Annotated in this window: 14 protein-coding genes; all 14 read left to right on the forward strand. The window is 45.4% G+C overall.

Annotated features, from left to right (window positions below; translation table 11 throughout):
• Positions 1 to 12 precede the first annotated feature (12 nt).
• The 14 genes from ACK8HY_RS01725 to ACK8HY_RS01790 all read left to right on the forward strand — a co-directional run bounded on the left by ACK8HY_RS01725 (position 13) and on the right by ACK8HY_RS01790 (position 24,880).
• The gene (locus ACK8HY_RS01725) at positions 13 to 720 is read left to right on the forward strand and encodes an RraA family protein (protein ID WP_217700062.1); all 708 of its coding nucleotides are present in this window, start codon (positions 13 to 15) and stop codon (positions 718 to 720) included.
• Complete coding sequence (locus ACK8HY_RS01730; RefSeq protein WP_416132544.1) at positions 707 to 3,613, forward strand: glycoside hydrolase family 2 TIM barrel-domain containing protein; 2,907 nt, start codon at positions 707 to 709, stop codon at positions 3,611 to 3,613. The genes ACK8HY_RS01725 and ACK8HY_RS01730 overlap by 14 nt, the downstream gene beginning before the upstream one ends.
• A gap of 12 nt (positions 3,614 to 3,625) precedes the next feature.
• A complete protein-coding gene (locus ACK8HY_RS01735) occupies positions 3,626 to 4,792 on the forward strand; it encodes a mandelate racemase/muconate lactonizing enzyme family protein (RefSeq protein ID WP_416132545.1) in 1,167 nt (388 codons plus the stop codon).
• 12 nt (positions 4,793 to 4,804) lie between these two features.
• On the forward strand, positions 4,805 to 5,596 hold the full coding sequence (locus tag ACK8HY_RS01740; RefSeq protein ID WP_416132546.1) for an SDR family NAD(P)-dependent oxidoreductase: 792 nt from the start codon (positions 4,805 to 4,807) through the stop codon (positions 5,594 to 5,596).
• A 104-nt stretch (positions 5,597 to 5,700) separates the two neighbouring features.
• On the forward strand, positions 5,701 to 6,579 hold the full coding sequence (locus ACK8HY_RS01745; protein ID WP_416132547.1) for an SMP-30/gluconolactonase/LRE family protein: 879 nt from the start codon (positions 5,701 to 5,703) through the stop codon (positions 6,577 to 6,579).
• 211 nt (positions 6,580 to 6,790) lie between these two features.
• Positions 6,791 to 9,040, forward strand: coding sequence for an alpha-L-fucosidase (locus ACK8HY_RS01750; RefSeq protein WP_416132548.1), 2,250 nt, complete (start codon positions 6,791 to 6,793; stop codon positions 9,038 to 9,040).
• A 446-nt stretch (positions 9,041 to 9,486) separates the two neighbouring features.
• Positions 9,487 to 10,032, forward strand: a complete 546-nt coding sequence (locus tag ACK8HY_RS01755) for an RNA polymerase sigma factor (protein WP_416132549.1) — start codon at positions 9,487 to 9,489, stop codon at positions 10,030 to 10,032.
• Positions 10,033 to 10,083: 51 nt separating this feature from the next.
• On the forward strand, positions 10,084 to 11,184 hold the full coding sequence (locus tag ACK8HY_RS01760) for a FecR family protein (protein WP_416132550.1): 1,101 nt from the start codon (positions 10,084 to 10,086) through the stop codon (positions 11,182 to 11,184).
• A 254-nt stretch (positions 11,185 to 11,438) separates the two neighbouring features.
• The gene (locus ACK8HY_RS01765) at positions 11,439 to 14,801 is read left to right on the forward strand and encodes a SusC/RagA family TonB-linked outer membrane protein (protein ID WP_416132551.1); all 3,363 of its coding nucleotides are present in this window, start codon (positions 11,439 to 11,441) and stop codon (positions 14,799 to 14,801) included.
• A 13-nt stretch (positions 14,802 to 14,814) separates the two neighbouring features.
• Positions 14,815 to 16,629, forward strand: a complete 1,815-nt coding sequence (locus tag ACK8HY_RS01770; protein WP_416132552.1) for a RagB/SusD family nutrient uptake outer membrane protein — start codon at positions 14,815 to 14,817, stop codon at positions 16,627 to 16,629.
• A gap of 111 nt (positions 16,630 to 16,740) precedes the next feature.
• Positions 16,741 to 19,137 (forward strand): PQQ-binding-like beta-propeller repeat protein, encoded by a 2,397-nt coding sequence (locus ACK8HY_RS01775; RefSeq protein WP_416132553.1) that lies wholly within the window; start codon positions 16,741 to 16,743, stop codon positions 19,135 to 19,137.
• Positions 19,138 to 19,271: 134 nt separating this feature from the next.
• Positions 19,272 to 19,898 (forward strand): RNA polymerase sigma factor, encoded by a 627-nt coding sequence (locus ACK8HY_RS01780; protein WP_416132554.1) that lies wholly within the window; start codon positions 19,272 to 19,274, stop codon positions 19,896 to 19,898.
• 126 nt (positions 19,899 to 20,024) lie between these two features.
• Positions 20,025 to 21,206 carry a FecR family protein gene (locus ACK8HY_RS01785; protein WP_416132555.1) on the forward strand — a complete coding sequence of 394 codons (1,182 nt, stop codon included), beginning with the start codon at positions 20,025 to 20,027 and terminating at the stop codon, positions 21,204 to 21,206.
• A 239-nt stretch (positions 21,207 to 21,445) separates the two neighbouring features.
• Positions 21,446 to 24,880 (forward strand): SusC/RagA family TonB-linked outer membrane protein, encoded by a 3,435-nt coding sequence (locus ACK8HY_RS01790; protein WP_416132556.1) that lies wholly within the window; start codon positions 21,446 to 21,448, stop codon positions 24,878 to 24,880.
• The last annotated feature ends 7 nt before the right edge of the window (positions 24,881 to 24,887 follow it).

The raw sequence follows: 24,887 nt of genomic DNA on the forward strand, positions 1-24,887 counted from the left end.
TTGATATAAAAAATGAAAGAAAACTATCTGGTGGAATGGGCAAATGATGAGGAGCTCTTTGAGCTGATCCGTAAGGAACTTTTTACAGCTGTCATTGGGGACGTCATGGATAAAATGGGATTGTTCCATCAATTTCTACCACCCAGTATAAGACCGCTAAAATCCGATCTGTTTTTAATAGGCAGAGCAATGACGGTATTGGAAGCTGATGTCTGCGGGAATGCTGAGGAGCAATCGAAAAATCCGGTGCTGTCAAAATCATTTGGATTTATGCTTGAAGCCTTGGATGATCTGCGCCCGGGCGAGGTTTACATTTGCAGCGGCTCTTCGCCGGACTATGCGCTTTGGGGTGAAATCATGAGTGCAAGAGCAAAAGCATTGGGTGCGCATGGCGCGATTGTCAATGGCTACTCAAGAGACACCGTCGGGATCTTGGCGTTGGATTTTCCTTGTTTTTCCATGGGCTGTTATGCGCAGGATCAGGCACCGCGAGGCAAGGTTATTGACTGGCGTGTACCAATCCGATTTGGAAATGTCCTGATCAAGGATGGCGATATGCTGATCGGCGATATTGATGGTGTCTGCGTGGTACCGCGCGAATATGAACAGGAGGTTTTCGCTCGGGCATTTGAAAAAGCCAGAGCTGAAAAAGTAGTATTGAACAAGGTTATGGAAGGCATGGGTGCCAAAGAAGCATTTGAAAAATATGGAATTATGTAAGGTCAAATTATCCAAAGGAAGCTGGTTGGCGCTGTTGTTGGCCTGTTCCAGCTTAGGAAATCTATCTGCGCAACAAGGTGGACAATTTTTGATGCCCTTGCCTGATCAATTGGCCATGACTAAAACCAGCCGCATTCTTTTGAATGGACAATGGCATTTTAAGGTGGCCGACGCTAAACCCGTGGCCATTCAGGTACCTGGAGAATGGGAAATGCAAGGCCAACATGTTGCTCCGGGCGAAACCGCAGTGTATGAACGCTCATTTGACATGCCTGATGATTGGGAGGGCAATCCAGTATATATCCGCTTTGACGGTGTCAGTTCACATGCGCTTGTGAAAGTTAACGATCAGCTGGTCGGTGAACATGAAGGGGGATTTGTAGCTTTTCAGGTCGATCTGACCGGAAAAGTTAAGAAGGGTAAAAATAAACTGACTGTAGAAATTCAGGCCAATACCATCAGTGATATTCTCTCCTGTGTATCTCAGTATGCGGCACATACTGTGGGTGGAATTTTGCGCAAAGCGACTTTGTTTACCGTTCCTAAGGTGCATATTTCGGATGCGCAGGCCGTCACAGATTTTGACTCAAAATATATTCATGCAACGCTCAGACTTGCAGGCTTGGTTCAAAACAGTTCTAACCAGAAGCAACAGGTTTCACTCCGTTATGTGCTTAAAGATGGCAATGGAAAAATAGTTATTGAAAAATCGTCGGGCGAGATTCAGCTTGGAGCAGGGAGTCATAAACAGATCGAAAGTCTATTGGCAGTGAAAAAACCGATGCAATGGTCGGCCGAAACGCCTTATCTCTATGTTTTGGAAACAGCGCTGATGGTGGATGGCAAGAGGGTACAGACCAATATACAAAAAGTTGGATTTCGGGAAATTGAAGTGCTCAAAAATCAGTTGATGGTGAATGGTAAACCCGTCAAATTGAGAGGAGTGAATAGGCATGCTGTACATCCGTTGAACGGTAGGGCTTCTGATCCAGCAATTGATCGGCAGGATGTCGTTCTTTTTAAACAGGCGAATGTCAATTATATCCGAACCTCGCACTATCCACCATCGGAAGAGTTTTTGAATGCAGCGGACGAGTTAGGTATGTATGTGGAGAGTGAGGCGGCATTGAGCTGGATCCAGCATCATGCCTCACCAATCTGGCGCAAATGGGATTATAAAGACAAGCGTTTCTTGCCTGTCATGCTTGGCGCAAATATCGATAATGTGCTGGGCAACCGCAATCATCCCTCGATATTATTTTGGTCTTTGGGCAACGAATCGCATTGGAGCCCATTATGGGCCGAAGTCAATGCGCGTGTGAAAGCCTTAGATCCAACGCGTCCGACGAGTTTTCATGACCAGACTTGGGGCGGATTTAACAATGGTGGGAGTAAAGCTGATATCGCCAATTACCACTATCCCGGCATTAACGGACCTAAGGCGACAGATACCATGACAAGACCGACTTTATTTGGTGAATACGCTCATTTGTCCACTTACAACAGGCGTGAACTGCTGACCGACCCCGGTATCCGTGAGGCTTATAATGCACCCCTGGTCACTTTTGTTGATTCAATCTATAAACATTCGGCCAACTTGGGTGGCGCAATATGGAGCGGTATCGATGATAGCTTTCACCTTCCCGACGGACGTATTGTTGGGTATGGCCCTTGGGGTCCAATCGATGGTTGGCGTAGACCTAAACCTGAATATTTTGGCATGAAAAAGGCCTATTCGCCCGTCAAGATCAGCACACCGAAACTGAAGGATGGGAAAGTAGTGGTCACTATTGAAAACAGATACGATTTTCTTTCGCTTGATCAGCTCAAACTGTTTGCCATCGTGGATGGTAAACAGATTCCTTTCAAGGCCCCAATCAAACCGCGAACAAGTGGAGAGGTAATATTACCGATTCAAGCTGAATATAGTTCATTGCGGATTATTGCTATGGACAATCAGCAAAATGAGGTTGAAAATGAGCTATTTGAGAAAGTTGTCAAAAATCAGGAAAAGTTTTCGGCAACGGAACTACAGCTCAAACAAGATTCGGCGTATATTTATGTCAAGCAAGGTAAGGTAGATTATACATTCAGCCGAACCTATGGCAAATTACTCGCCGTCCGAAAAAATGGCGAGCTGATTTTGACAAAAGGGCCTTCGGTTGCACTTATTGAAGCCAATGCCGAGGATGGTGGTAAACCAAACGTGGCGGGGGAAACGTATCAGAATAACATAGCCCCATTGAAACAATATGAGCAATATACATTATTTGCGAATGCCATAGAGGCCAAACAGGCAGGCGACAGCGTAAGCGTTGTTGTGGATCTAACCTACCAAAATGGAACAGGAAAGCAAAAATTTATTTTCCTTAAAAATGGCCTTTTACGGGTGGAATATGAGATGAACTATCAACAGGGGAAAGAAATGGATCTCTATCAATCCGGATTGATGATGGAACTGCCTTTATCTTATGATAAACTCGCCTGGGCTCGGAATGGAACATTTTCGACCTATCCTGCCAACCATATCGGACGTAATGAAGGCGAAGCGACATTGCACGCAGCAGCGCTGTATGAAGTGGAAGAGCACGGCAAGCCTCAGGCGAAAGATTGGAAAGATGATGCCAATATATTGGGTTCAAACGACTTTAGGTCGACTAAAACCAATATTTACTGGGCAAGTTTGAAAAGCCCTATGGCAGAGATCAAAGTGATATCTAATGGACATCAGCATACACGGGCCTGGAAGCAGGATCAGCATATTCAATGGTTGATAGCTAATTATTCGAATAATGGCTCAGAGCCTTTTTATGGCTCACCACACAGTTATGGGCGTAAAAAGCTAAAAAAAGGCGACAAGTTAAGCGGACAGATTATTCTTAAGATAAAATAAAATAGTAGAGCAATGAAGATTATAGACGTTAAAGTCTGGTTGGTTGAAGGCGTAAAATACAATTGGACTTTAGTAAAGATTTATACCGATACAGGGCATACTGGTGTTGGTGAAGCGACCAACTGGCCTGGTAGTCCAATAGTTTATGAAGCGGCCAAACATGTGGGGCAGCGGATTGTTGGCTTGGATCCGATGAAAACAGATTTTATCTGGACCAAACTCTACCGCGATCTCAATTGGATCGGACCCTATGGTGCAAGTATGTGTGCCATTTCGGGTATTGACATGGCCTTATTGGATTTGAAAGGTAAGGTGCTTGGGGTACCTTGTTACGAACTGTTGGGGGGCGCTTTCCGTAAAGAGATTTTGTTGTATGCCAACTATTGGTTTACTGGTGGTGGACATAATCCCGAAGACTATGCGCGACAAGCACGAGCAGTCAAAGAAGCCGGTTTTACAGGATTAAAATTTGATCCTTTTGCGCATACAAACTACCTTTATGGGGAAGATCTGGCAGCAAATCTGACCCTGACTGCCGAACAGCAAGATCTCGCTTTTGAAGTGAGTAAAGCTGTTCGTGAGGGGGTAGGCCCCAATTTTGACATTATGATCGAGACACATGCCATGTTAAATTACCGTGTAGCTGTACAAATGGCGCAGCGCCTCTCGGAGCTGAATATTACCTGGTATGAGGAACCAGCAGGACCCGAAAATGCGGATAACTTGCGTGCCATGAGGGAGCGTATTCCCTCGAATGTGTCAATTTGCGTAGGAGAAAGACATTATACCCGCCATGGGATTAGACCGGTATTGGAAAAAAATATCTGTGACATTATGATGCCTGATATTACACGTTGCGGTGGGCCTTCGGAAATGAAGCGTATGGCAACAATGATGGAAGCATATAATGTATTATTGGCACCACATAACCCCAATGGGCCACTTTCCACCTTGGCCAGTGCGCATGTCTGTGCTTCAGTACCAAATTTCTTCAGACAGGAATTTATGTTCAATGATGTGCCCTGGCGCGACGAAGTCATTGATCATTCGATTAAAGATATGGTGAAAAATGGCCACCTGGTCTTGAGCGAAAGACCGGGATTAGGTGTAGATTTGATCGAAGAAGAAATGTTAAAACATCCTGGGGTATTGGAACCTAGACCGGGGTTTTATGTGTAAATTTAATGTTAAATGGCATTTACAATTGATTTAACAGGCAAGGTTGTCCTGATCACAGGTGGGATTTCGGGCATTGGGCTAGGGGCGAGCCTGCAATTTGCAGCGGCGGGTGCGACCGTCATAGCCTGTGCTGAATTGGCGGCCGATGATCAGGCTGTGGTTTCATTTGTTTCGGTAATGGAACCTTATCGGCAACGTACATTTTATTATAAAGCCGATGTGTCCAACGAGACAGCTCTTAAAGAACTGGTCGTGCTCCTTCAACAGGAGCACGGCCGTTTGGATATACTTGTATCGAATGCCGGACAGAATATCTTTAAGGGACTGGATAATTGCACGCTAGCGGATTGGAACCAGAACAGCAGTTTGAACCTAGCATCTCATTGGTTGTTGGCGAGAGCGCTAAAACCGTTACTGGCACAAGCTTCACCGGGAGTGATTATTATCATGGCTTCCAACCATGCTTACGCCTCCATCCCAGGTTGTTTTCCTTATAACGTAACCAAAGGAGCGCTCCTTTCACTTGTTAGGGCTATGGCGATCGAATGGGGCCCAACTATTCGTACCGTAGGGCTTGCGCCGGGCTTTATAGACACTCCCGGCAATCAAAAATGGTTTGACAGCTTTCCGGATGCTGATGTCGAAAGACAAAAGACGGTGGGCAGACATCCCGTCAAGAGACTCGGAACACCCGAGGAGATTGGCGGCTGGTGTGTTTTTCTTTCCAGTACCTATGCTTCCTTTGCAAGTGGAACTACCTACTTAATTGATGGTGGACGAAGTGCATTGATGCAGGAAGATTAACTCCAAGTGAACTCGCCGATCTTATAGATGGTGGCGATGCTTTGATACAAGAAGATAAACCTCAAGAATAAATTGCCGATAAGGTCAGGCATAACAGAATGGTGATGGAAAAGAATTTAAAAGAAGCAAGGGTCTTATTGGATATTCCCTGCCAGCTGGGAGAAGGAATGATGTGGAGTAAGAGGGAAAGATGTTTGTATTGGGTGGATATTTTGCACAAGCGTATCCATTCTTATCATTTGGAAAGTAAAGAGTCGGCCTGTTGGGATTTGCCCAGTTATGTGAGTAAGATTGTACCCTGGCCGGACGGATCGGGTAAATTTCTTGTGGCCATGCAGCGGGGACTGGCTGTTTGGACAAAGGAAACGCAAGATTTGACAGTCGTAGCCGAGCTGGATTCAAGGGACGGTCAAATTCGTACCAACGACGGTGGAATAGATCCCGAGGGCAATTTTTGGTTCGGAACGATGCATATGCAAGCGCTGTCCGGTCAGGGAAAACTGATGCGTTTCCGCAACGGTACCTTGGAGACTGTTATTCCGGAAGTAACGATTCCCAACGGCATCGTATGGCCCAACAATAGCCCTTATTTTTACTTTATAGATACCTATACGCGAGAAATACGTCGTTATGCTCGGCCTTCCGCACTTGACACGATTAGGAAAGTGGGCAACACATTCAGCACCTTACTACGGGTGCCCGAGGAACTAGGCATGCCGGATGGCATGTGTATAGGCCCTGATGGACATCTTTGGATAGCGCATTGGGGCGGTTTCGCAGTCTGCAAATGGCATATTGAGACGGGCGAATTGCTGAATAAAATAGAGGTGGATGCACCTCATGTGACTTCCTGTTGTTTTGGCGGCCCTACAGGTAGCGATGTGTTTATAAGCACAGCTAGAGAGGGGCTGACTAACGAACAATTGGAATCCTTTCCTGACAGTGGAAAAGTATTTCATTTTAATTTAAGCGAGGGAAAATAGTCTAATAAGTGTCGATAATGTTCAATTATTAGTAGCTAATTCTCTTTTTATGCTACACAACATCCTAAATTTTTACGCCAATTAGTATAGCTGTAAACAAAAGTTTATTTATTTTAAACATATAGTAATCTTTGAAAACATTGACTCATTTATGGTTTTTCAATAGGCAATTAGTTGTTTTTGAAGATGATATAGATTTAATTACTGAATTATGAAAGAGAAATTGATGTTTGCAATTTGTGTAAGTAGCTTTCTTACACCTGTCTTCGCACAGAAACGAGTCGAATCGCCTGCGCTAGTGTTTAAAAATACTTATGCTATAAATCCCCATGATGGTCCCAACGATATTATCGCCAAGGCGGTGCATATTGTGCCGACGGATAAACAATATGAGGCGTTGAAAGATGAATTTATCGCCTTCATACATTTTGGCCCCAATACATTTACGAAAATGGAATGGGGGAGTGGAAAGGAAGATCCCAAGATATTTGATCTCAAAAATCTGGATACGGATCAATGGTGCGCTGCTATGAAATCTGCTGGCATGAAGAAAGTGATCTTCACAGCTAAACACCATGATGGATTTGTTCTTTGGCAAAGCCGCTATACGAAGCACGGTATTATGTCTACGGGATTTCAGCATGGTAGGGGTGATATTTTAAGGGAGCTTTCACAATCATGCAAAAAATATGGGCTTAAACTGGGCGTATATCTTTCTCCTGCCGATCTTTATCAGATTGAAGATGCGAAAGGGCTCTATGGTAATCAAAGTGCTTATACGGAGCGTACTTTTCCAACTCCGGTAGCGGGCAGGCCCTTTAAAGACAAGCGAACCTTTCGCTATAAGGCGGACGATTATAATGCCTATTTTCTGAATCAACTCTTTGAATTATTAACTGAATATGGACCTATTCATGAAGTCTGGTTCGATGGTGCGCATCCAAAAACAAAGGGTGGTCAACAATATAATTATGCGGCTTGGCGAGATTTGATTTCCAATTTGGCACCTAAAGCGGTTGTTTTTGGTAAAGAAGATATTCGTTGGTGTGGCAATGAGTCCGGTAAAACACGCAGTACCGAATGGAATGTGATTCCATTTGATGCAGACCCCATTAAAATGGAAGGTTTTCGTGATCTGACAGAGGAGGATCTAGGCAGTAGGGAAAAATTGTTTGACGCGAAGTTTTTACATTACCAACAAGCCGAAACCAATACATCGATCCGAGAAGGTTGGTTTTATCGCGATGATGTTTTTCAGAAAGTACGATCGGCAGATGATGTATTTGATATCTATGAACGTTCGGTAGGTGGCAATTCGACTTTTCTCCTAAATATTCCACCCAATCGTGAGGGACGTTTCTCGGATGAAGATGTAAACGTATTGAAAGCCGTGGGCGAGCGAATTCAATCGAGCTATAAAGACAACTTGCTCCGTGGGAGCGACCTCGACAAATCTCTTTTGGATAATAATGATAAAACAAATAAAATATTTCATGCGGCGACTGGGGAGCTTATAATTTCGTTGCCACATCAAATTAAATTGAATCGGTTTGTGATTCAAGAGGCTGTACATAGCAGTGGCGAACGGATAGAACAGCATGCGCTTGATATCTGGCAGGATGGTCATTGGCAGCAGATCGTGACAGCCACGAATGTCGGATATAAACGAATTTTGCGGTTTCCGACACAAGAGACAAGTCGGATCCGACTCCGCGTGCTAGGGAGCCGCGCCAATCCAGTGTTGGGCAGTCTAGGGGCTTATTATGTGCCTACACGACCGCCCGAACTGCACATCGCTAGGAATAAGGCAGGTAAAATAGCTATAACACCTGCGAAAAGTGAATTTGGCTGGAAACCACATCATGAGGACGTTCTCAAAAACCTCAATAGCACCTTTGAGATTTACTATACAGAGGATGGTACGGTGCCTTCAGCAGCTTCGCACAAATATATGGCTGAATTTGAAAGCAATGGGCATCTAATTAAAGCTGTCGCAATTGATAAGGATGGAGAAAAAGGAGCAATTGCACAGAAAGAACTTGGGATTCCCAAACTAGCTTGGCAACTGCAGTCGGTAAGTAGTACAATGGATGGCAAGAACGGCCGTGAAGCCTTTGACGAGCAGGACGATACCTATTGGCTATCAAAGGCGACTGGCCCCTCACAAGAACTGGTGGTCGATTTGGGGGCAGATTATTCCATAGCTGCATTTAGCTATACACCGCAACGCAAAAATGCCGAAGGTATGATGCAATCGGGAGCGATATCGGTTAGCCGGGATGGTACGCATTGGGAAGATACAGAGAGCTTCGAGTTTGGTAATTTGATCAATGATCCGTCTACACGCACATACCGGTTTAGAAGTGTAAAAAATGCACGTTTTGTAAAAATAGCATCTACGGTGATTGCCGGAAACGGTAAATCCTTAGCCATAGCGGAGCTTGATTTTTTCAAGCCTTGATTTTGAGTAGGAGCGTTTTGAAAGTGCTGGTAGGCCAACTGAAGAACTTGCGACTGGAATATTATCCGGAGAAAAATAATTAAAACTATTTTCCGATCAGCCTTGTTCGTAGGTTGAATAGATATAAAGATGGATAAGAATTAGTAGGTTAATTAAAGGATAGTTTTTTTGGAGGCCGGAGCAAAATTGCTCTGGCCTTTTTCTATTGCATACGAAGGCTGTTTCGTGAACTGTACTCTCAAGTCGGACTTTATCAACGGATATAACTGCGCATTCAATTCAATGCCATGCAACCCGAAGGTTTTGTTAAAAGCCCTGTCCTGTGGAAAAATAGATTTTTCCTTGATCTTGCACGATGTACAATTTAATGTTATATTAACATCACAATTATAACTTTGCATAAATCCTTTGGAAATCCGATATCGCGGACATATAATCAATGCGTCATGAAAGAACTGTCTGATAAGGAACTTTTTGATATTGTAAAAGATGACAATACACAGGCGTTTTCGGTGTTGTTTGATCGCTATGGCAATACATTACTAAGCTTTATCTTAAAACGGATTGGCTCAATTTCAGATGCGGAAGATATCCTTCAGGACGTTTTTGCCTCCTTGTGGAACCGGCGCCATAAAATTGAAATCGAAGATTCAATCTATCCTTATCTTTTCAAGGCGGCCAAATACGAGGTAATTGACTGGATGGTCCAGGATCAAAAGCGGATCACGCATTTCGAACGGCTTGTGCTGCCGTTAGAAAATGAACCCGTCGGCGCAAGTAATAGCGATGAGAAACTCATGGTGCAGGAGCTATCATGTATGTTGGATCATGAAATCGCCAAAATGCCTACAACCATGCAGTCGGCATTCAATCTCAGTCGTGTGGAAGGTCTGAGCATCAAGGAAATCGCTTTCCGTCTCTCCATCTCCGAACAGACCGTTAAAAATAATATCTCCTTGGCATTAAGTCGCTTAAAGCTAAAAACAAAATAAAAATCATTTTTTTTCGGTACTTCTACAGTTTATCTGGGGTTATATAAATATATGACAGAAGATAACCAAAGAGAGCAGGCTCAAAAATTACTGAAGAAATATCTCAGGGGAGAATGTAATCCGGATGAGGAACAGTTGGTAACCGAATGGTTCTTTTCATTCGATAAAGAACCAGCAGTTCCAGTCACGGAAAAAGAGGCGGCATTGGCACGCTCCAAAAATGTGCTGATGCACACACTTGAAGGTGAGATAAATAAGGTAAAGCCCCAAAGAAGGTTTATCTGGAAACCAATAGCTGTTGCAGCTTCAATTCTCTTTGCATTAACGACAACGTTTCTACTGCTACAACAAAAAAAACAAACAAATCCTGTAACACAGCTTGCCGCAATTACCGCAGATACTTCCGGAATGTTTAAAAACGATATCCTTCCGGGGGGGCGTTTTGCTAAACTATCCAATGAACGTGGAGAAACACAGTTATTGGGAAAAGAAACGCAACCCGAAAATGTAAAATCCGATGCATTTAAAGGGAATCTCACATTGGAGGTTCCGGCCGCAGGCACTTATAGTGTCGTGCTCAGTGACGGAACAACAGTCTGGCTGAACGCTGCTTCTAAACTAGAATATCCGGATCAATTTGCTGGTGACGAACGCAGGGTGAAACTGGTAGGTGAGGCCTTTTTCCAGGTGGCCAAAGATGCCAGCAAGCCTTTTCGCATCGAAGTGGAAAAATCCGTTATCGAAGTACTGGGGACGAGTTTTAACGTAAATGCCTACCAAGAGGAAATCAGCACCTCATTGGTGGAAGGTAAGGTGAAAATTATAAGCCACGGGCACGAGGCTTATCTTTCTCCAGGAAATGAAGCGATCATCAGTCTAGATAAAATACGGGTTCAGCCTGCAGACATACAAAAGAATACGGCCTGGCAACGCGGTGAGTTTTTATTGGATGGAAGTAGCTTCGAAGAGATTATCAATCAGATTTCGCGATGGTATAATGTGGATTTTGTCAATGCCGAGAGCATTGGTCTAGACAATCGGTTTAATGGGACACTCAGTAGGGAATCCAGACTTTCGGAGGTCTTGAAAATTCTGTCGTACACAACAAACCGAAAGTTTGAGATCGATGGACGGCGTATAGTCATTCATTAATACAATTAATTTTTTTATCAATTTAAATTTATAAAATATGATATAACCAGACGAATTAACCAAAAGGTCCAATACAATAGTAAAGGGGATGTTGACGCATCCCCTGTTGTAAAGAGCCAAATTTATTGAAGTGCGAATTCTATAGATTATTAAACCCTTAACAATTCAAAGTTATGAAATTTTTTTCTCCATTAATAGCATGGGGGGACCGGAGAAGTCATTCTTATACCCTAAGCATTAAAGTCATATTGACTATGAAGTTGATTTGTGTACTGCTGCTGGCATTTACGATTGGTGCTAGAGCATCAGGATATGCGCAACAAGTAAATCTATCCTTGAAAAATGCTACGATTGAAACTGTTCTTAAAGAGATTTCCAATCAAACAAGGTTACGGCTGTTTTACGACGAAAGATTATTTGAAAATGCTTCGCGCGTAGATATTTCTGTGGCTGGATCCGATGTGCGGGCCGCCCTGACGAAAACATTACGTGGACGCAACCTGGTCTTTGATATCATGGGAAGTACCATCGTCATTAAAGAAAAGAAGCAGACGGATCGGGAGATCTCAGGTATTGTCAGGGATGCTTCCGGACCTATGGCGGGAGTGAATGTGACTGTGTTGGGGGTAGCTGGAATATCAACAAGGACCGATCGGGATGGTCGGTACAGCATTCGCGTTCCGGAGAAGGCCATCCTCCTGTTTCGTTTTATGGGTTATAAAGATGCCGAAGTCAATGTCTCGGACAAAAATAGCGCGGATGTAACGATGGAAACCGCGGAGTCTCACCTGGAAGAGGTTATTGTGGTCGGCTACGGTACACAGAAGAAGATCAATCTCTCGGGGGCTGTAGACCAGATCGGCGAAAAGTTTCTGGAAAGTAGACCCATTACCAATGTTGGAACGGCTTTGCAGGGTGCCATGGCGAATCTAAACATTACACCGACATCGGGAAGAGCGAATAGCTCGCCGGGAATCAATGTGCGTGGTTACACCTCACTCTCAGGGGGCGGGCCGCTGATCGTGATCGATGGGGTGCCAGCCACCAACGATGAACTCAACCGGATGAACCCCATGGATATCGCCAGCGTGACGGTATTAAAAGATGCCGCATCGGCAGCCATTTATGGTAGCCGCGCAGCTTTTGGTGTTGTATTGGTAACCACCAAATCGGGTACAACAAAGGATATCAAGGTGACTGCCAACTCTATTTTTGGTGCCAAGGCGATCACCCGAACGGTAGAAATCGAGGACGATCCTTATCAGGTCATGAAATACAGAAATATCATGTCCGCACCCTGGTACAACCTTTATGATGAGAAAATGCTCGAATATGGCAAACAGCTGAGCGAAAATCCATCATTGCCGCGTGTGATTGTAGATCCACAAAATCCAAATGCTTATATCTATCTGGGATCTACGGACTGGTTTAAGGAAGTTTATAAAGATATACAGCCTTCCTATACCAACAATATCAGCATTTCTCAAAAGAATGAACGTTCCTCGTTTTATCTTTCGGGCGAATATTATCGACAAAATGGTATGCTGCGCATCAGCCCGGATACGTATGATCGCTATAACTTCAGGGTAAAAGGTGATTATAAAATCACGGACTGGTTTACCTTATCCAATAACACCACCTTTACAAATAATAAATATGATCAGCCTTCAGCAATCGATCAGGGCTACCTCTATTGGCATAATGTCAACCGCCAGCCATCACTAAATACCGTTTATAATCCGGACGGTACCTATACCGAGGCCGGGGTAAACATGATCGGTGCTGTAGCCGAAGGTGGCCGCAGCATCAGCCGAAATAATGATTTTCAAACGAGCTTCGGCGCAAAGATCGATTTCATCAAAAATGTATGGACCTTAAACGGTGACGCAACCTTCAGAAGGATTTCAGGAAAATCGCATTTCTTTCAGCTGCCGCTTGCCTACAGTACAGGTCCAAATGTGATGAATAAGCAAAACTTTAATAGTTATGCCTCCAATGGAAGTAACGAAACGCGTTATAATGTATACAACATCTACTCGCAATATCAACGTACACTTAACGATCACTATTTTTCAGTGATGTTGGGTTTCAACCAGGAAGAACGGATCTATGAATCTTTTTCGGCATCCCGGGATCAGTTGATTTCCAATTCGCTGCCGACAATAGGACTCGCGACAGGTCAAACGCCTTCTGTAGGGGCATCTGACTATGCCTGGTCTGTTCGGGGGGCTTTTGCCAGATTGAATTATTCGTATAAAGACAGGTATATCCTTGAATCCAATCTCCGCTACGATGGCTCATCAAGATTCCCTAAAAAAGATCGATTCGCATTCAATCCTTCGGTATCCGCTGCTTGGGTAGTTTCGCAGGAAAACTTCTTTCAACCTCTGAAGGAAACGGTATCCAATTTTAAACTACGGGGATCGTACGGTTCCTTGGCAAACCAGGATCTCAGGGACAACTATTACCCTTATATTGCCAATATGTCCAAGGGAAGCGGAGCGATCTTGGATGGAAAGATCGTGCCCATTGTGGGCAGTCCGGGCTTAGTGTCCTCGACCCTGACCTGGGAGACTATTACGCAATCCAATTTCGGGGTGGATATCGGTTTGTTTAAGAATCAGTTTTTTGGCTCATTTGACATCTATCGCCGTGATACAAAAGATATGCTGACAGCAGGTCGGACACTGCCGATCGTGCTCGGTACAGGTGTACCATTGGAAAATGCAGCTAACCTGAAAACCAACGGCTGGGAATTGACTCTTGGTTACAACAAAGAATTTATGGTGGCCAGTAAGCCGCTTTCATTTTCGGCAAGGATCAATCTCGCAGATAGCAGGGCGTATATTACCAAATACAGTAATCCCAAAAATAACTTAAACGATTATTACGTCGGCCAGGAATTGGGTGAGATGTGGGGACTGACGACCTTGGGATTCTTCCAGTCGCAGGAAGAGATCAAGGCGCACGCCAATCAATATGACGTCACTTCGTATCCCGGCACAAGAGGCTTGGAACCGGGCGACCTCAAGTTTGCCGATATCAATGGCGACGGAAAAATCAACCGTGGCGACTGGACCCTGGACAATCATGGGGATTATAAGATTATTGGTAACTCCAGACAGCGTTACAGTTACGGTATAGATCTGAATTCAAGCTGGAACGGCATTGATCTGCGTGTCTTCCTGCAAGGTGTCGGAAAAAGAAATTACTACCCTTCGGGGGGCGACCATTATTTTTGGGGTATTTATGCGCAGCCATGGGCGAGTCTGACCAAGTTCAATCTGGACCATTGGACACCTGAAAATCCAAATGCGTATTTACCAAGGCCCAAGTCTTATGTAGCTGAGCAAAGTGGGATCGAACTGGCTGCTACACAGACCAAGTATTTGCAGAATGCGGGCTATTTAAGGGTGAAGAATGTGACCCTGGGTTACACACTTCCCAAACTGATCACAGATAGATGGGGAATAGACCGGTTGCGCCTGTTCGTCAGCGGTGAAAACCTCTTTGAGTTTACCAAACTCATGGATTATCTCGATCCTGAAATTGTCGGCGACCGGACGGCATATCCTTTCCAAAGGACCTATTCGTTTGGCTTAAACTTTAATTTCTAAAATGACTATTATCATGCAAAATATAAAAAGACAAATTGGCAAGATTGGAGCGTTGCTGGGGACCTTATTCCTGATCATGAGCTGTAACGATGATTTCATGGAGCGGTATCCCACTACATCGGTTACACCGGAAGTGTTTTTTAGCAATGTAAATGATCTGAAAACATATACAGACGGTTTTTATGGTAGTTTGAGTTCACCGATAGCGGATCTGGGAACAGATAACCTGGCACATCACAATTCGGGCAGCACGATTGATGAGATCATGCGGGGTGGAATAAGCCCTCAGAATGCAGCGGTATGGAGCTGGTCTGCCCTGCGAAATATCAATTTCTTTCTTGAAAATGCCGGTCGTGTAAAAGGTGCCAGTGCCGCGGATGTAAACCATTATATCGGTATCGCCAGATTCTTTCGGGCACGGTTTTACATCGATAAAGTCAATCAGTATAGTGATGTGCCCTGGTATGGTAAGACCATGGGGACTTCAGATCTTGAACTATTGAACAAGAAGCAGGACAGCCGGACGCTCGTGGTGGATTCCATTATGGCGGATCTCGAATTTGCGGCTGCCAATATCAAACCGGACGGCCACAAATCGACCGTCACCAAGTGGGGAGCTTTAGCGCAATTGGCGCAGTTCGCCCTGCAGGAGGGTACGTTCCGTAAATATCACACTTATCTGAACTTGAGTGGATCGGCCAATACCTTTCTTCAACGGGCTGTTTCTGCCGCCGAAGATATTATGAAATCGTCCAAATTTTCGATCAGCAATGCCGGTGGTGTCAATCGTGCCTATCGGGATCTATTTATCAGCCTCAACCTGCAGACCAATCCCGAAACCATCTTGTTTATAGATTACGATAAGGATCTGGGAAGAAGACGCAATGCGCATACGGTATTGGACTATGAATGGGCGCTTAGCCAAACGCTGATGGAAACTTATCTGATGAAAGACGGAAAGCGTTTTACAGCTCAGGCAGGTTATAAAACGAAAAATATTGACCAAGTATTCGTTGACCGTGATCCGCGTCTCGAACAGACTTTTATGAAGCCCGGATTTCAGCCGGTGAATGCATCAGCTCCACAACGCCTGAAACCAACATTGGGGGGCTATAATCAGATCAAGTTTTATCCTGAAATAGCGGATATGATTAGCTGGGAAGCAGCCTATACAGATGCTTTTGTATTTCGTTATGCCGAAATCCTATTAATCTTTGCGGAGGCAAAAGCTGAGCTGGGAATTCTCACGAGCCAGGCTGATCTTGACAAATCGATCAACCTCTTGCGGGCACGTGTGGGAATGCCGGCCATGCAGCTGGGAGAAGCGAATGCCAATGTGGACCCGGTATTGCAAGCTTACTACTCAAATGTAAAAGGTGGCAATGTGGGACTTATCCTCGAGATCCGAAGAGAGAGACGTGTCGAACTGGCTTGTGAAGGCCAACGATACAGAGATGTCTTTCGATGGGAAGTGGGCGAACGCCTAGCTGACCAACAGCAGGGGATGTATGTAAAAGCGTTGGGAGCAATGGACGTGACCGGCGATGGAAAAGTGGATATCGCCATACTGGAATCCGCAAAAGATACCGCTCCGATCAAAGATCTGACCGAAGAGGAAAAGAAGAATATTTCCTTGTATTATTTAAAGGATGCCAACGGTAACAATACGTCCATCTATCTTGAAAATGGAAACAGTGGCCATATTATGTTCACGGTAGCAAGAGATAAAAAGAAGACATTTGAAAAACCTAAGTATTACTATTATCCGATCGCCAATAGCCAAATGGTGTTGGATGGCAGCAAATTGGTGCAGACAAATTTCTGGTAATTGATAGATTTTTTTGACAATAAAGGTAAAGATAGGTGAATCCCATCAGCGGAATGATCCTATCTTTCCTTTTATAGTAGATAGTGTATTTTGAATAGATAGTATTTTGACATGAGACAACCGATACAAAAAATAATACTCCCATTCTTACTGCTATGTGGTAATACGATGTATGCACAGTATAAGGGACATGTCTTTTTGGATCTTGATAAGAACAAAAAGATGGAGCAAAATGAAAAAGGAATGGCGGGTGTTGTCATATCCGATGGATATGAAGTCTTGTCGACTGCTGCTGATGGCAGCTTCAGCCTCAAGGGGAATGAGAACGCAAAATTCCTCTTCGTGCGTATCCCGGCAGGCTATAAAGCGAGCGGTACCCATTATATAAAGATTGACCCCAAATTGGAACGTTATGATTTTGGCCTGACACAGGATGAAAAGCAGCAAGGGGATAAGCTTCGTTTTATCCAGATTACAGATACCGAAACGCCCTTATATGGCGAATGGATAGCTAATATCCGTAAATTTTCGCAACAACAGCAGGCGGCGCTGATTATGCATACGGGCGATATCTGCTACGAACCGGGCATGCAGTTTCATGCCCGACAGGTCAACAGCGAACTGATGGGTGTGCCGACTTATTACGCCGTAGGGAATCATGATCTCGTCAAAGGTGAATACGGCGAAAAGCTATTTGAAGATTTATTTGGCCCGGTATATTATTCTTTTGAGGCCGGACCAGCACACTTTGTCGTTACACCGATGCCCGGTGGTGACTATGCGCCGAGTTACAACCAGGATCAGGTGATCGCCTGGCTCAAAAAGGACCTAGCCCTGAAAGCGAAAGAAAAACCACTTGTTTTTATCAATCACGACCTGATTGTAGGAAAGGATTTTGTCATGAAAGGCAAAACCGATTCCATCGATTTAAAACAGTATAATCTAAAAGGATACCTGTATGGCCACTGGCACAATAATTACAGTTTTGGTAGCAGGGATGGGGTAGCGGTTATATCCACTAATGCGCCCAATAAAGGTGGGATAGACAATTCTGTGGCGCAATTTATGGTCATTGATGTGGATAAAAACGGGGTAAGCAAAATAACACCCAAATACCCTTATTTGGCGGAACACATCGCATTGATTTATCCGCAGACTAAGCAGATACAGCTTACAAGTGGGCAAAAACTGGAAATTAGCGCTAGTGTATATCACTCCGAAAAGCGTATTGTTTCAGTATATGCTACGCTGATAAATCAACAGGGCACTATGTTAAAAACTGTGAAGTTGAGTCCGGCCAGTGACTGGAACTGGCGTGGTACGATGACAGCCGCAGCTCATATCGATCAAAAGCGGGCTATTATGCTGGAAGTCAACTATGGCGATGGTACACAGGCATTGAAGAAGTTTGACTGGAATAAGGAGCCTGCCTCGACAGATCTGCTCCAATTGACCTGGTCAAAAAATATAGGTGCGAATATATGGAAGAGTTCTCCTCTGGTACAGGGACAACGGGTGTATGTGGCCAGTATGGATGATGCTATCGGTGGTAAAAGTAAAATTCAGGCGCTGACAAAAAAATCGGGAGAAACCGTCTGGACCTTTCAGACCCAAAATTCGGTAAAACAGAAACTCGCCTATAGTAAGGGATTGATCCTGGCGACGGATATGGGGGGAACGGTCTATGCGATCAGCGAAGAAGATGGTAAACTCGTGTGGAAGAAGGATCTGAGTGGCGGTAGGCTCCCGGGATATGTAAGTGCTGGCGTCGTTCATGACGGCATTTATTACACCGGTGCGGGGAGTTATCTGTCAGCAATAAAAGCGGACGACGGTACCATCATCTGGCAAAATAAGGATTGGAATGGCGGTGAAGGCATGCCCGGGGAACTGCTCATCAAAAACGACTATCTCATTACTGGCGCAAACTGGAATAGCTTATTTGTCCATGATCGCAGGACTGGCAAACTCCTTTGGAAGAAAAATGAGGACGGTTTGCGGTTTAGAACGGGTGGAGCCAGTGCTGATAACACTTCTTTTTATGTGGCTGGTCTCAACAACCTTTTTCAATTGGATCAAAAGACCGGAGCCGTAATCAACAAGACACAGAGCCAGGATGATTTTAAGGTGATGGCTTCACCACTCCTGACCGAAGAATTGCTGATTATGCCGACAGCAACCAATGGAATAAAAGCCTTCGATCGCAGCAATTTAACCGAAAAATGGAATTTTCGCAGCGGGGAAGCGCTGATCTATACCTCTGCCTACTCAAGTCCGGATCAGCATAAAAAAGTAAGTACTGTTGAATCGAGCATTCGCTATGCGGCTGGAAAATTGTTTTTTGGTGGATCGGATGGTTACTTATATATCCTGAATCCGGATGGAACTTTAGTGCAAAAGATTAATCTCGGTACGCCGATTTTGGCCGAGGTCACTATTCAGGGGAATGAGGTCTATGTTGCGGATTTTGCAGGCAATGTGTATTGTTTTAACATGACTAAAATCTGAACAGATAAATCCCGACTATCGTATTGAACTTTTTATCGGGTGTCCGAAGCGAGCGGACACCCGAATAAAAGTTTAGGGTAATTTAAGTTGTTATTGCTAACTTTAGGGCAGGCAACCCTAACGTGATCATTTACTTGAAAAACACAGCTTATAAAACCGAGTCTGAGATGCTGCTTCGCCTGAAAGCAGGAGATGAACTGGCATTGGAGGAACTGATGCAACGGTATAAAGCCCCGCTTGCGCAATCCATGTCGCGTCTGATCAAGTCGCGCGAGGATATCGAAGAGCTGCTGCAGGAACTGTTTTTGCGGATCTGGAAAAATAGGGCCAACCTCGATACCGAACGCTACCTGGGCTATATGTATAAGATTGCAGAAAATCTGGTTTACGACCGCTTGCGCAAAGCTGCACGTGAGAAACGGCTGTCGGTAGACTATTTCACCCATATTATTGAAGCCTATTCCCATATCGAAGAGGGAATCTTTGGCAAGGAAATGCTCGAGGTGCTGCAACACGGTATACAGCAATTGCCCGAACAGCGCCGAAAGGTGTTTGAGCTCTGCAAAATAGAGGGCAAGAGCTATGAAGAGGTCAGCCAGCTTTTGTCCATTTCGGTCGCCACGGTAAATTCCCATATCACCAATGCCAACGCTTCGATCAAAGCGTATTTTATACAGCATCCCGAATTGGCTTCCATGGTACTGACTGTATTTTTATTCGCGAATATTGCTCCCGATACAATCAAATCTGGCCTATTTTAATATTCTTTTTGAAGGATTTTGCCGTTTTTGGTCCTGATCTCGTCTTTCACCAGCATTTTTTTTTCTTTTTTTTCAAATCGCTTCATTGGTTTTTTCGTTGCGTTCGTATTACTAATAAAAAGAGCGATGCAAAATTCCCGTTTTTCCGAATTGTTTAAAGGCTATCTGGCGAATACGCTGACTCCAAAAGAAATGCTGGAGCTGGAGCAATTGATCGCGGATCAACAAAATGATGAACAGCTGCGCCAGCTGATCGGGCTGGAGTTTAAACATGAGCCCACAGCCCAGCAGCAGCCTGATGCCAATGTTGATGGATGGGAAGGGCTGGAGCAAAAGGTCTTGCAGACGATCCGAAAATCAAGACCGGCAAAAATAGTCAGCTTCCATCGAAAGTGGATCCGGCTAGTGGGCGTATTGCTGCTTATGGCCGGACTGGGGCTGGCAGTACGCTATCTGAGCAATAACAACATAAATGCACCGAAACAGGTCAATCTGCCGCCGGGAGGTAATAAAGCAACAATCAGACTGGAGGATGGTACAAGCGTCAACCTGAGCGAAAAGCAGTCGGGAATCGTACTGGGCGAACAGCTGACCTATGCGGACGGTTCTGCTGTGCAGGGACTGCCCGTTGAACAGCTTGGCGGCCAAAACCTAGTGATTGATGTCCCAAAAGGGGGAACCTATAATATTGTACTTCCGGATGGCACAAAAGTCTGGCTCAACGCGGATTCGCGGCTGCGGTATATCGGGGATCGGGCGGCCGAAACGCGACAACTGGAGCTGCAAGGAGAGGCTTATTTCGAGGTCGCGCATCGCTATATAACGAAAGGCAGGGAAAAAATGCTGCAGCCTTTTGTGGTACATACCGCCGACCAGACCATCAGGGTGCTGGGCACCTCCTTTAACGTCACAACATACCGTGGTGAGCCGGATTGCACAACCCTGCTTGAAGGCAAGGTCGAACTCTCGCTACCGGATGGATCGAACCGGCAATATCTTAAACCCAACCAGCAGGCTGTTGTCCGTGGAAGGACGATCACAATTGCAGATGTCGAAAGTTCGGACTATGTCTCCTGGAAAGAGGGCACATTTAACTTTTCGGATGAATCGCTTGATATGATCCTGAACCAGGCGGCACGCTGGTACGATATCGATGTGGACTTTGCTGACCCCAGTTTAAAGAAACTGAAGTTTGAGGGCATCGTGCCCCGCTATGACAATCTGGGTGCATTGCTGAAAATTTTGGAAAAGACCGGCGAGGTCAGGTTTGAACTCAAAGGCAGGCTGCTGCATGTCAGGAAAAAATAAACCCGAATAGAAAATAAACCCAAAAAACAACTGGCCTATGAAATAAAACAACAGAAGAAAAATGATAGGGGACGAAAAAGGCAATAATCAGGGACGTTTGCGGCGCCCCCGATCCAATTGTCGGCCCTGATCAAAACGCTCTTGAAAAACACATTTTAATACCTAACCAACCAACACAAATGTATAAAATAAACAGGAAAGATGTACATTGGTTACCTAACCTAACCAGAACGTGTATTATGAAAACAGCAATTACCGCTATGATCTGCAGTTTGTTTTTGGTCCATATCAGCGCCAGGACGGTGGCGCAGATGGTGACGCTCAGGCAAACAAAAATTACGCTCAAAGACGCTTTTAAAGAAATCAACAAGCAGACCGGCTACCACTATATCTGGTCCGCTCAGCAAGTAGAAAGCAACAGGAGCATCACCGTCAACATTAAAAATCAGCCCCTGCGCGAAGCTATTCAATCCATTATACAGGGATTGCCGCTGACCTATGAACTTGACGGCAAGCTGATCATTATCAAAGAACAGCCGGTAGCAGCCGAAAGAAAACGGCAGCTGGCGCAGGAGGGTATGACCGTCCGGGGGCGGGTGACCGATTCGCTGAATAATGGTCTTTTGGGAGTGACCGTTAAAGTGCTTTCGGCGGATCTCAAAATCCTGAAATATGCCAGCAGCAACGGCAACGGCGATATTTACATCGAGCATGTCCCCGAGCAGAGCTACCTGGAATTTTCCTTGCTGGGCTATCTGCCCCAACGGATTAAAGCAGCCGAAAATATTGGAACACTGCGCTTACGGCAGCAGAGCCAATACCTGGATGAGCTGGTCGTGGTGGGCTACCTAAATAAGAAAGCTTCGGAAGTAACGGGTGCCGTACAGCAGGTCAGCGGAGACGTTCTGCGCAGCAGTGTGACCTCATCCAACGTGCTGTCCATGTTAAAGGGTAAAACCGCGGGCCTGTATATCACGGAGACATCCGGCGAATCCGGTGCCAAAGGCCAGGTGGTTGAACGTGGGCAGTCTTCGATGACTACCCCTACCAACAACTATCTGGGACCGCTGATCGTGGTGGACGGGGTGATCACCAATTATCAGGCCGTGCAGGATGCGGTCAACCCGGCCGATGTGGAAAATATTTCGATATTGAAAGATGCTTCCTCGACAGCCATATATGGTTCGCGGGCAGCACAGGGCGTGATCGTCGTGACCACAAAACGGGGGCAGTCGGGCAGGAGCATGGTCGACGTCCATATCCAATATGGGACGATTCAGCCAAAACGCGACCTGCGCTTTATGAATACAACCGAGCTGATCGGTTTTATGGATCAGCAGATGCGCCGCTACTGGGAACAGACCGAATCTATCCGCAAGACTTTTCCGGATGTCAATGATTTTATCCGTGAACGCCGCGTGTATACCGACGCAGACCGCTCGCGCAATTTTAACTGGGAAGACGCGATTTATAGCAAGGGTAATCTGCGGAATACGGAGGTCAGTGTCCGAAACGGCAACGATAAGACAAAATTCTATGCCGGCATAGGCTGGTTTAAAGAGAACGGGGCTTTATATGACAATTCTTTTGACCGGAAGAGCCTACGGGTGAATATTGACCATGCGGTATCGCGCAAATTTCACACAAGCCTGAACCTGAGTACCATCGTGGACCGTACCTCAAAACGCAATGGTATACCCGAGCTGTATATGATCCAGCCTTTTATGTCGCCCTATGATGAGCAGGGTAATTTGCTGGATAGCTTGCCCGTAAGACAGTCGAACAACTATGGCCCGGCCACGACAAGCTGGACGCAGAATTTCCTTGCCGAAAAGGACTATGACAATACGCGCCTGACGAATGTGCAAAATCACCTCGGTAGCCTGCGCCTGCGCTATGATATCTTGCCGGAACTGAGCATTCAGAGTACCAACTCAATCAATTACATGGGCACCAATATCAATTCTTATTATGATCCAAGATCATTTTCGGGACGGTACGGCGGCTTCCCCTATTTATTCCGGCCAGGGATGGCTGTACCCAATGGAACCCTGGATCTGGACGATACAAAAATGGTCGATTATCTGACATCCAATACGCTGAACTACCGAAAAAATCTGGGGCCGCATAATCTATCGGTCCTGGTCGGGCAGGAGTGGGGCAAGCGTACCACCGAGATATCCAGTATCAGCTTGAACGATATGCTTGCCGGCGAACGGAATATGGGCGCGGCAAAAAGGTTTGGCACAGCGATAAATTTAGCATATTCACTGCCATATTCGCCTACGGGAGCCTATCGGGAAAGAGCGACCTTTTCGGTATTCGGGCAGGCGGATTATGCCTATAGACAGAAATATCTGGCTTCAGCATCGGTACGGACGGATGCAACGACCAATTTTGGACGCGACAAAAGGTATGGTACTTTTTATTCCCTCAGCGGGGGCTGGATGTTGTCAGCGGAAGATTTTCTAAAAGATGTCAAAGCGATCAATTCCCTTAAATTGCGCGCTTCGTATGGAACGTCGGGGCGCGACCTCGGGGATGGCTATCTGAATACCACCTTCTATGCGACAGGAATAGGAAGCAGCCTCTTTCGGTACGAGCAGGAAGGCAATACCGGTGTCCGCATTTCGCAACTGGCAAATCCCCTGATTTCATGGGAAACACTATACAATACCAATATCGGGGTGGATGCCCTATTATTTAGCCGTCTGGGAATCACCTTCGATATCTATCATAAGCGTAGCGACGGACTGCTGCAGAATGTACTGTTGCCCTCTGCACAGGGGTCGCTGGCACAATATCAGAATGTAGGACAGATTGTCAATAAGGGGCTTGAATTGATTCTCAACGCGCATATAATCAAATCCAAAGATTTTAACTGGCATAGCAGCCTTAATTTTAGCTTCAATAAAAATAAGCTCACCAAATTATACCAGGATTCGCTATTGGATAGTTATTCGGGTGCCTACTACCGCAAGATCGGTGAGGATATCAACGTCATCAAGGCGGTGGAATACGCCGGTATCAATCCAGACAACGGTAATATGCAGCATTACAACTTTGTCAATGGTGAAAAAACAATTGTACAGGGGCTCGGCACCACGAGTGACCTGCGCAACTGGCAAACCGTTGGTTCGGCAACACCGAAGTTTTTTGGCGGTTTTACCAATACGTTTCAATACAAGGCCTTTACGCTCAGTGCCGAATGGTGGTTTCAGTATGGCAATTATCTGATGATGAGTATTGTCAATAATTTCCAGAGTCCGACTTCACCAAGACTGGGGCGTAACAATATCGTGTTTGGCGACAACCAGCAAGTCTGGAAAGGACCGGGCGATACGGAGGCAAACTATCCGGATGTATTCAGTACGGATCCCAATGCCTGGTCTGCACTGAGCTACCGCTCCTCCAGAATATGGGGAAATGGCAGTCATGCCCGATTGCGCAATGTACGATTGGCCTATAAATTACCAGAGCACATGCTCAAAACCGTAAAAGTGGCAAATGCGACGGTCTATATAAGCGGCGACAACCTGCTGCTCATTAAAGACAAGGATTTTGTCGGTGCAGATCCGGAAGGGGCTGTGCTCGGTGCTACCGCTTATGGCGGTGTAGGCACTGGATTCGCCAATCCGCGACGTTTTTTAGTGGGTGTTCAAGTTACGTTTTAAATCTTTA

It is taken from the genome of Sphingobacterium sp. NGMCC 1.201703, assembly GCF_047784615.1.
GTDB lineage: Bacteria > Bacteroidota > Bacteroidia > Sphingobacteriales > Sphingobacteriaceae > Sphingobacterium.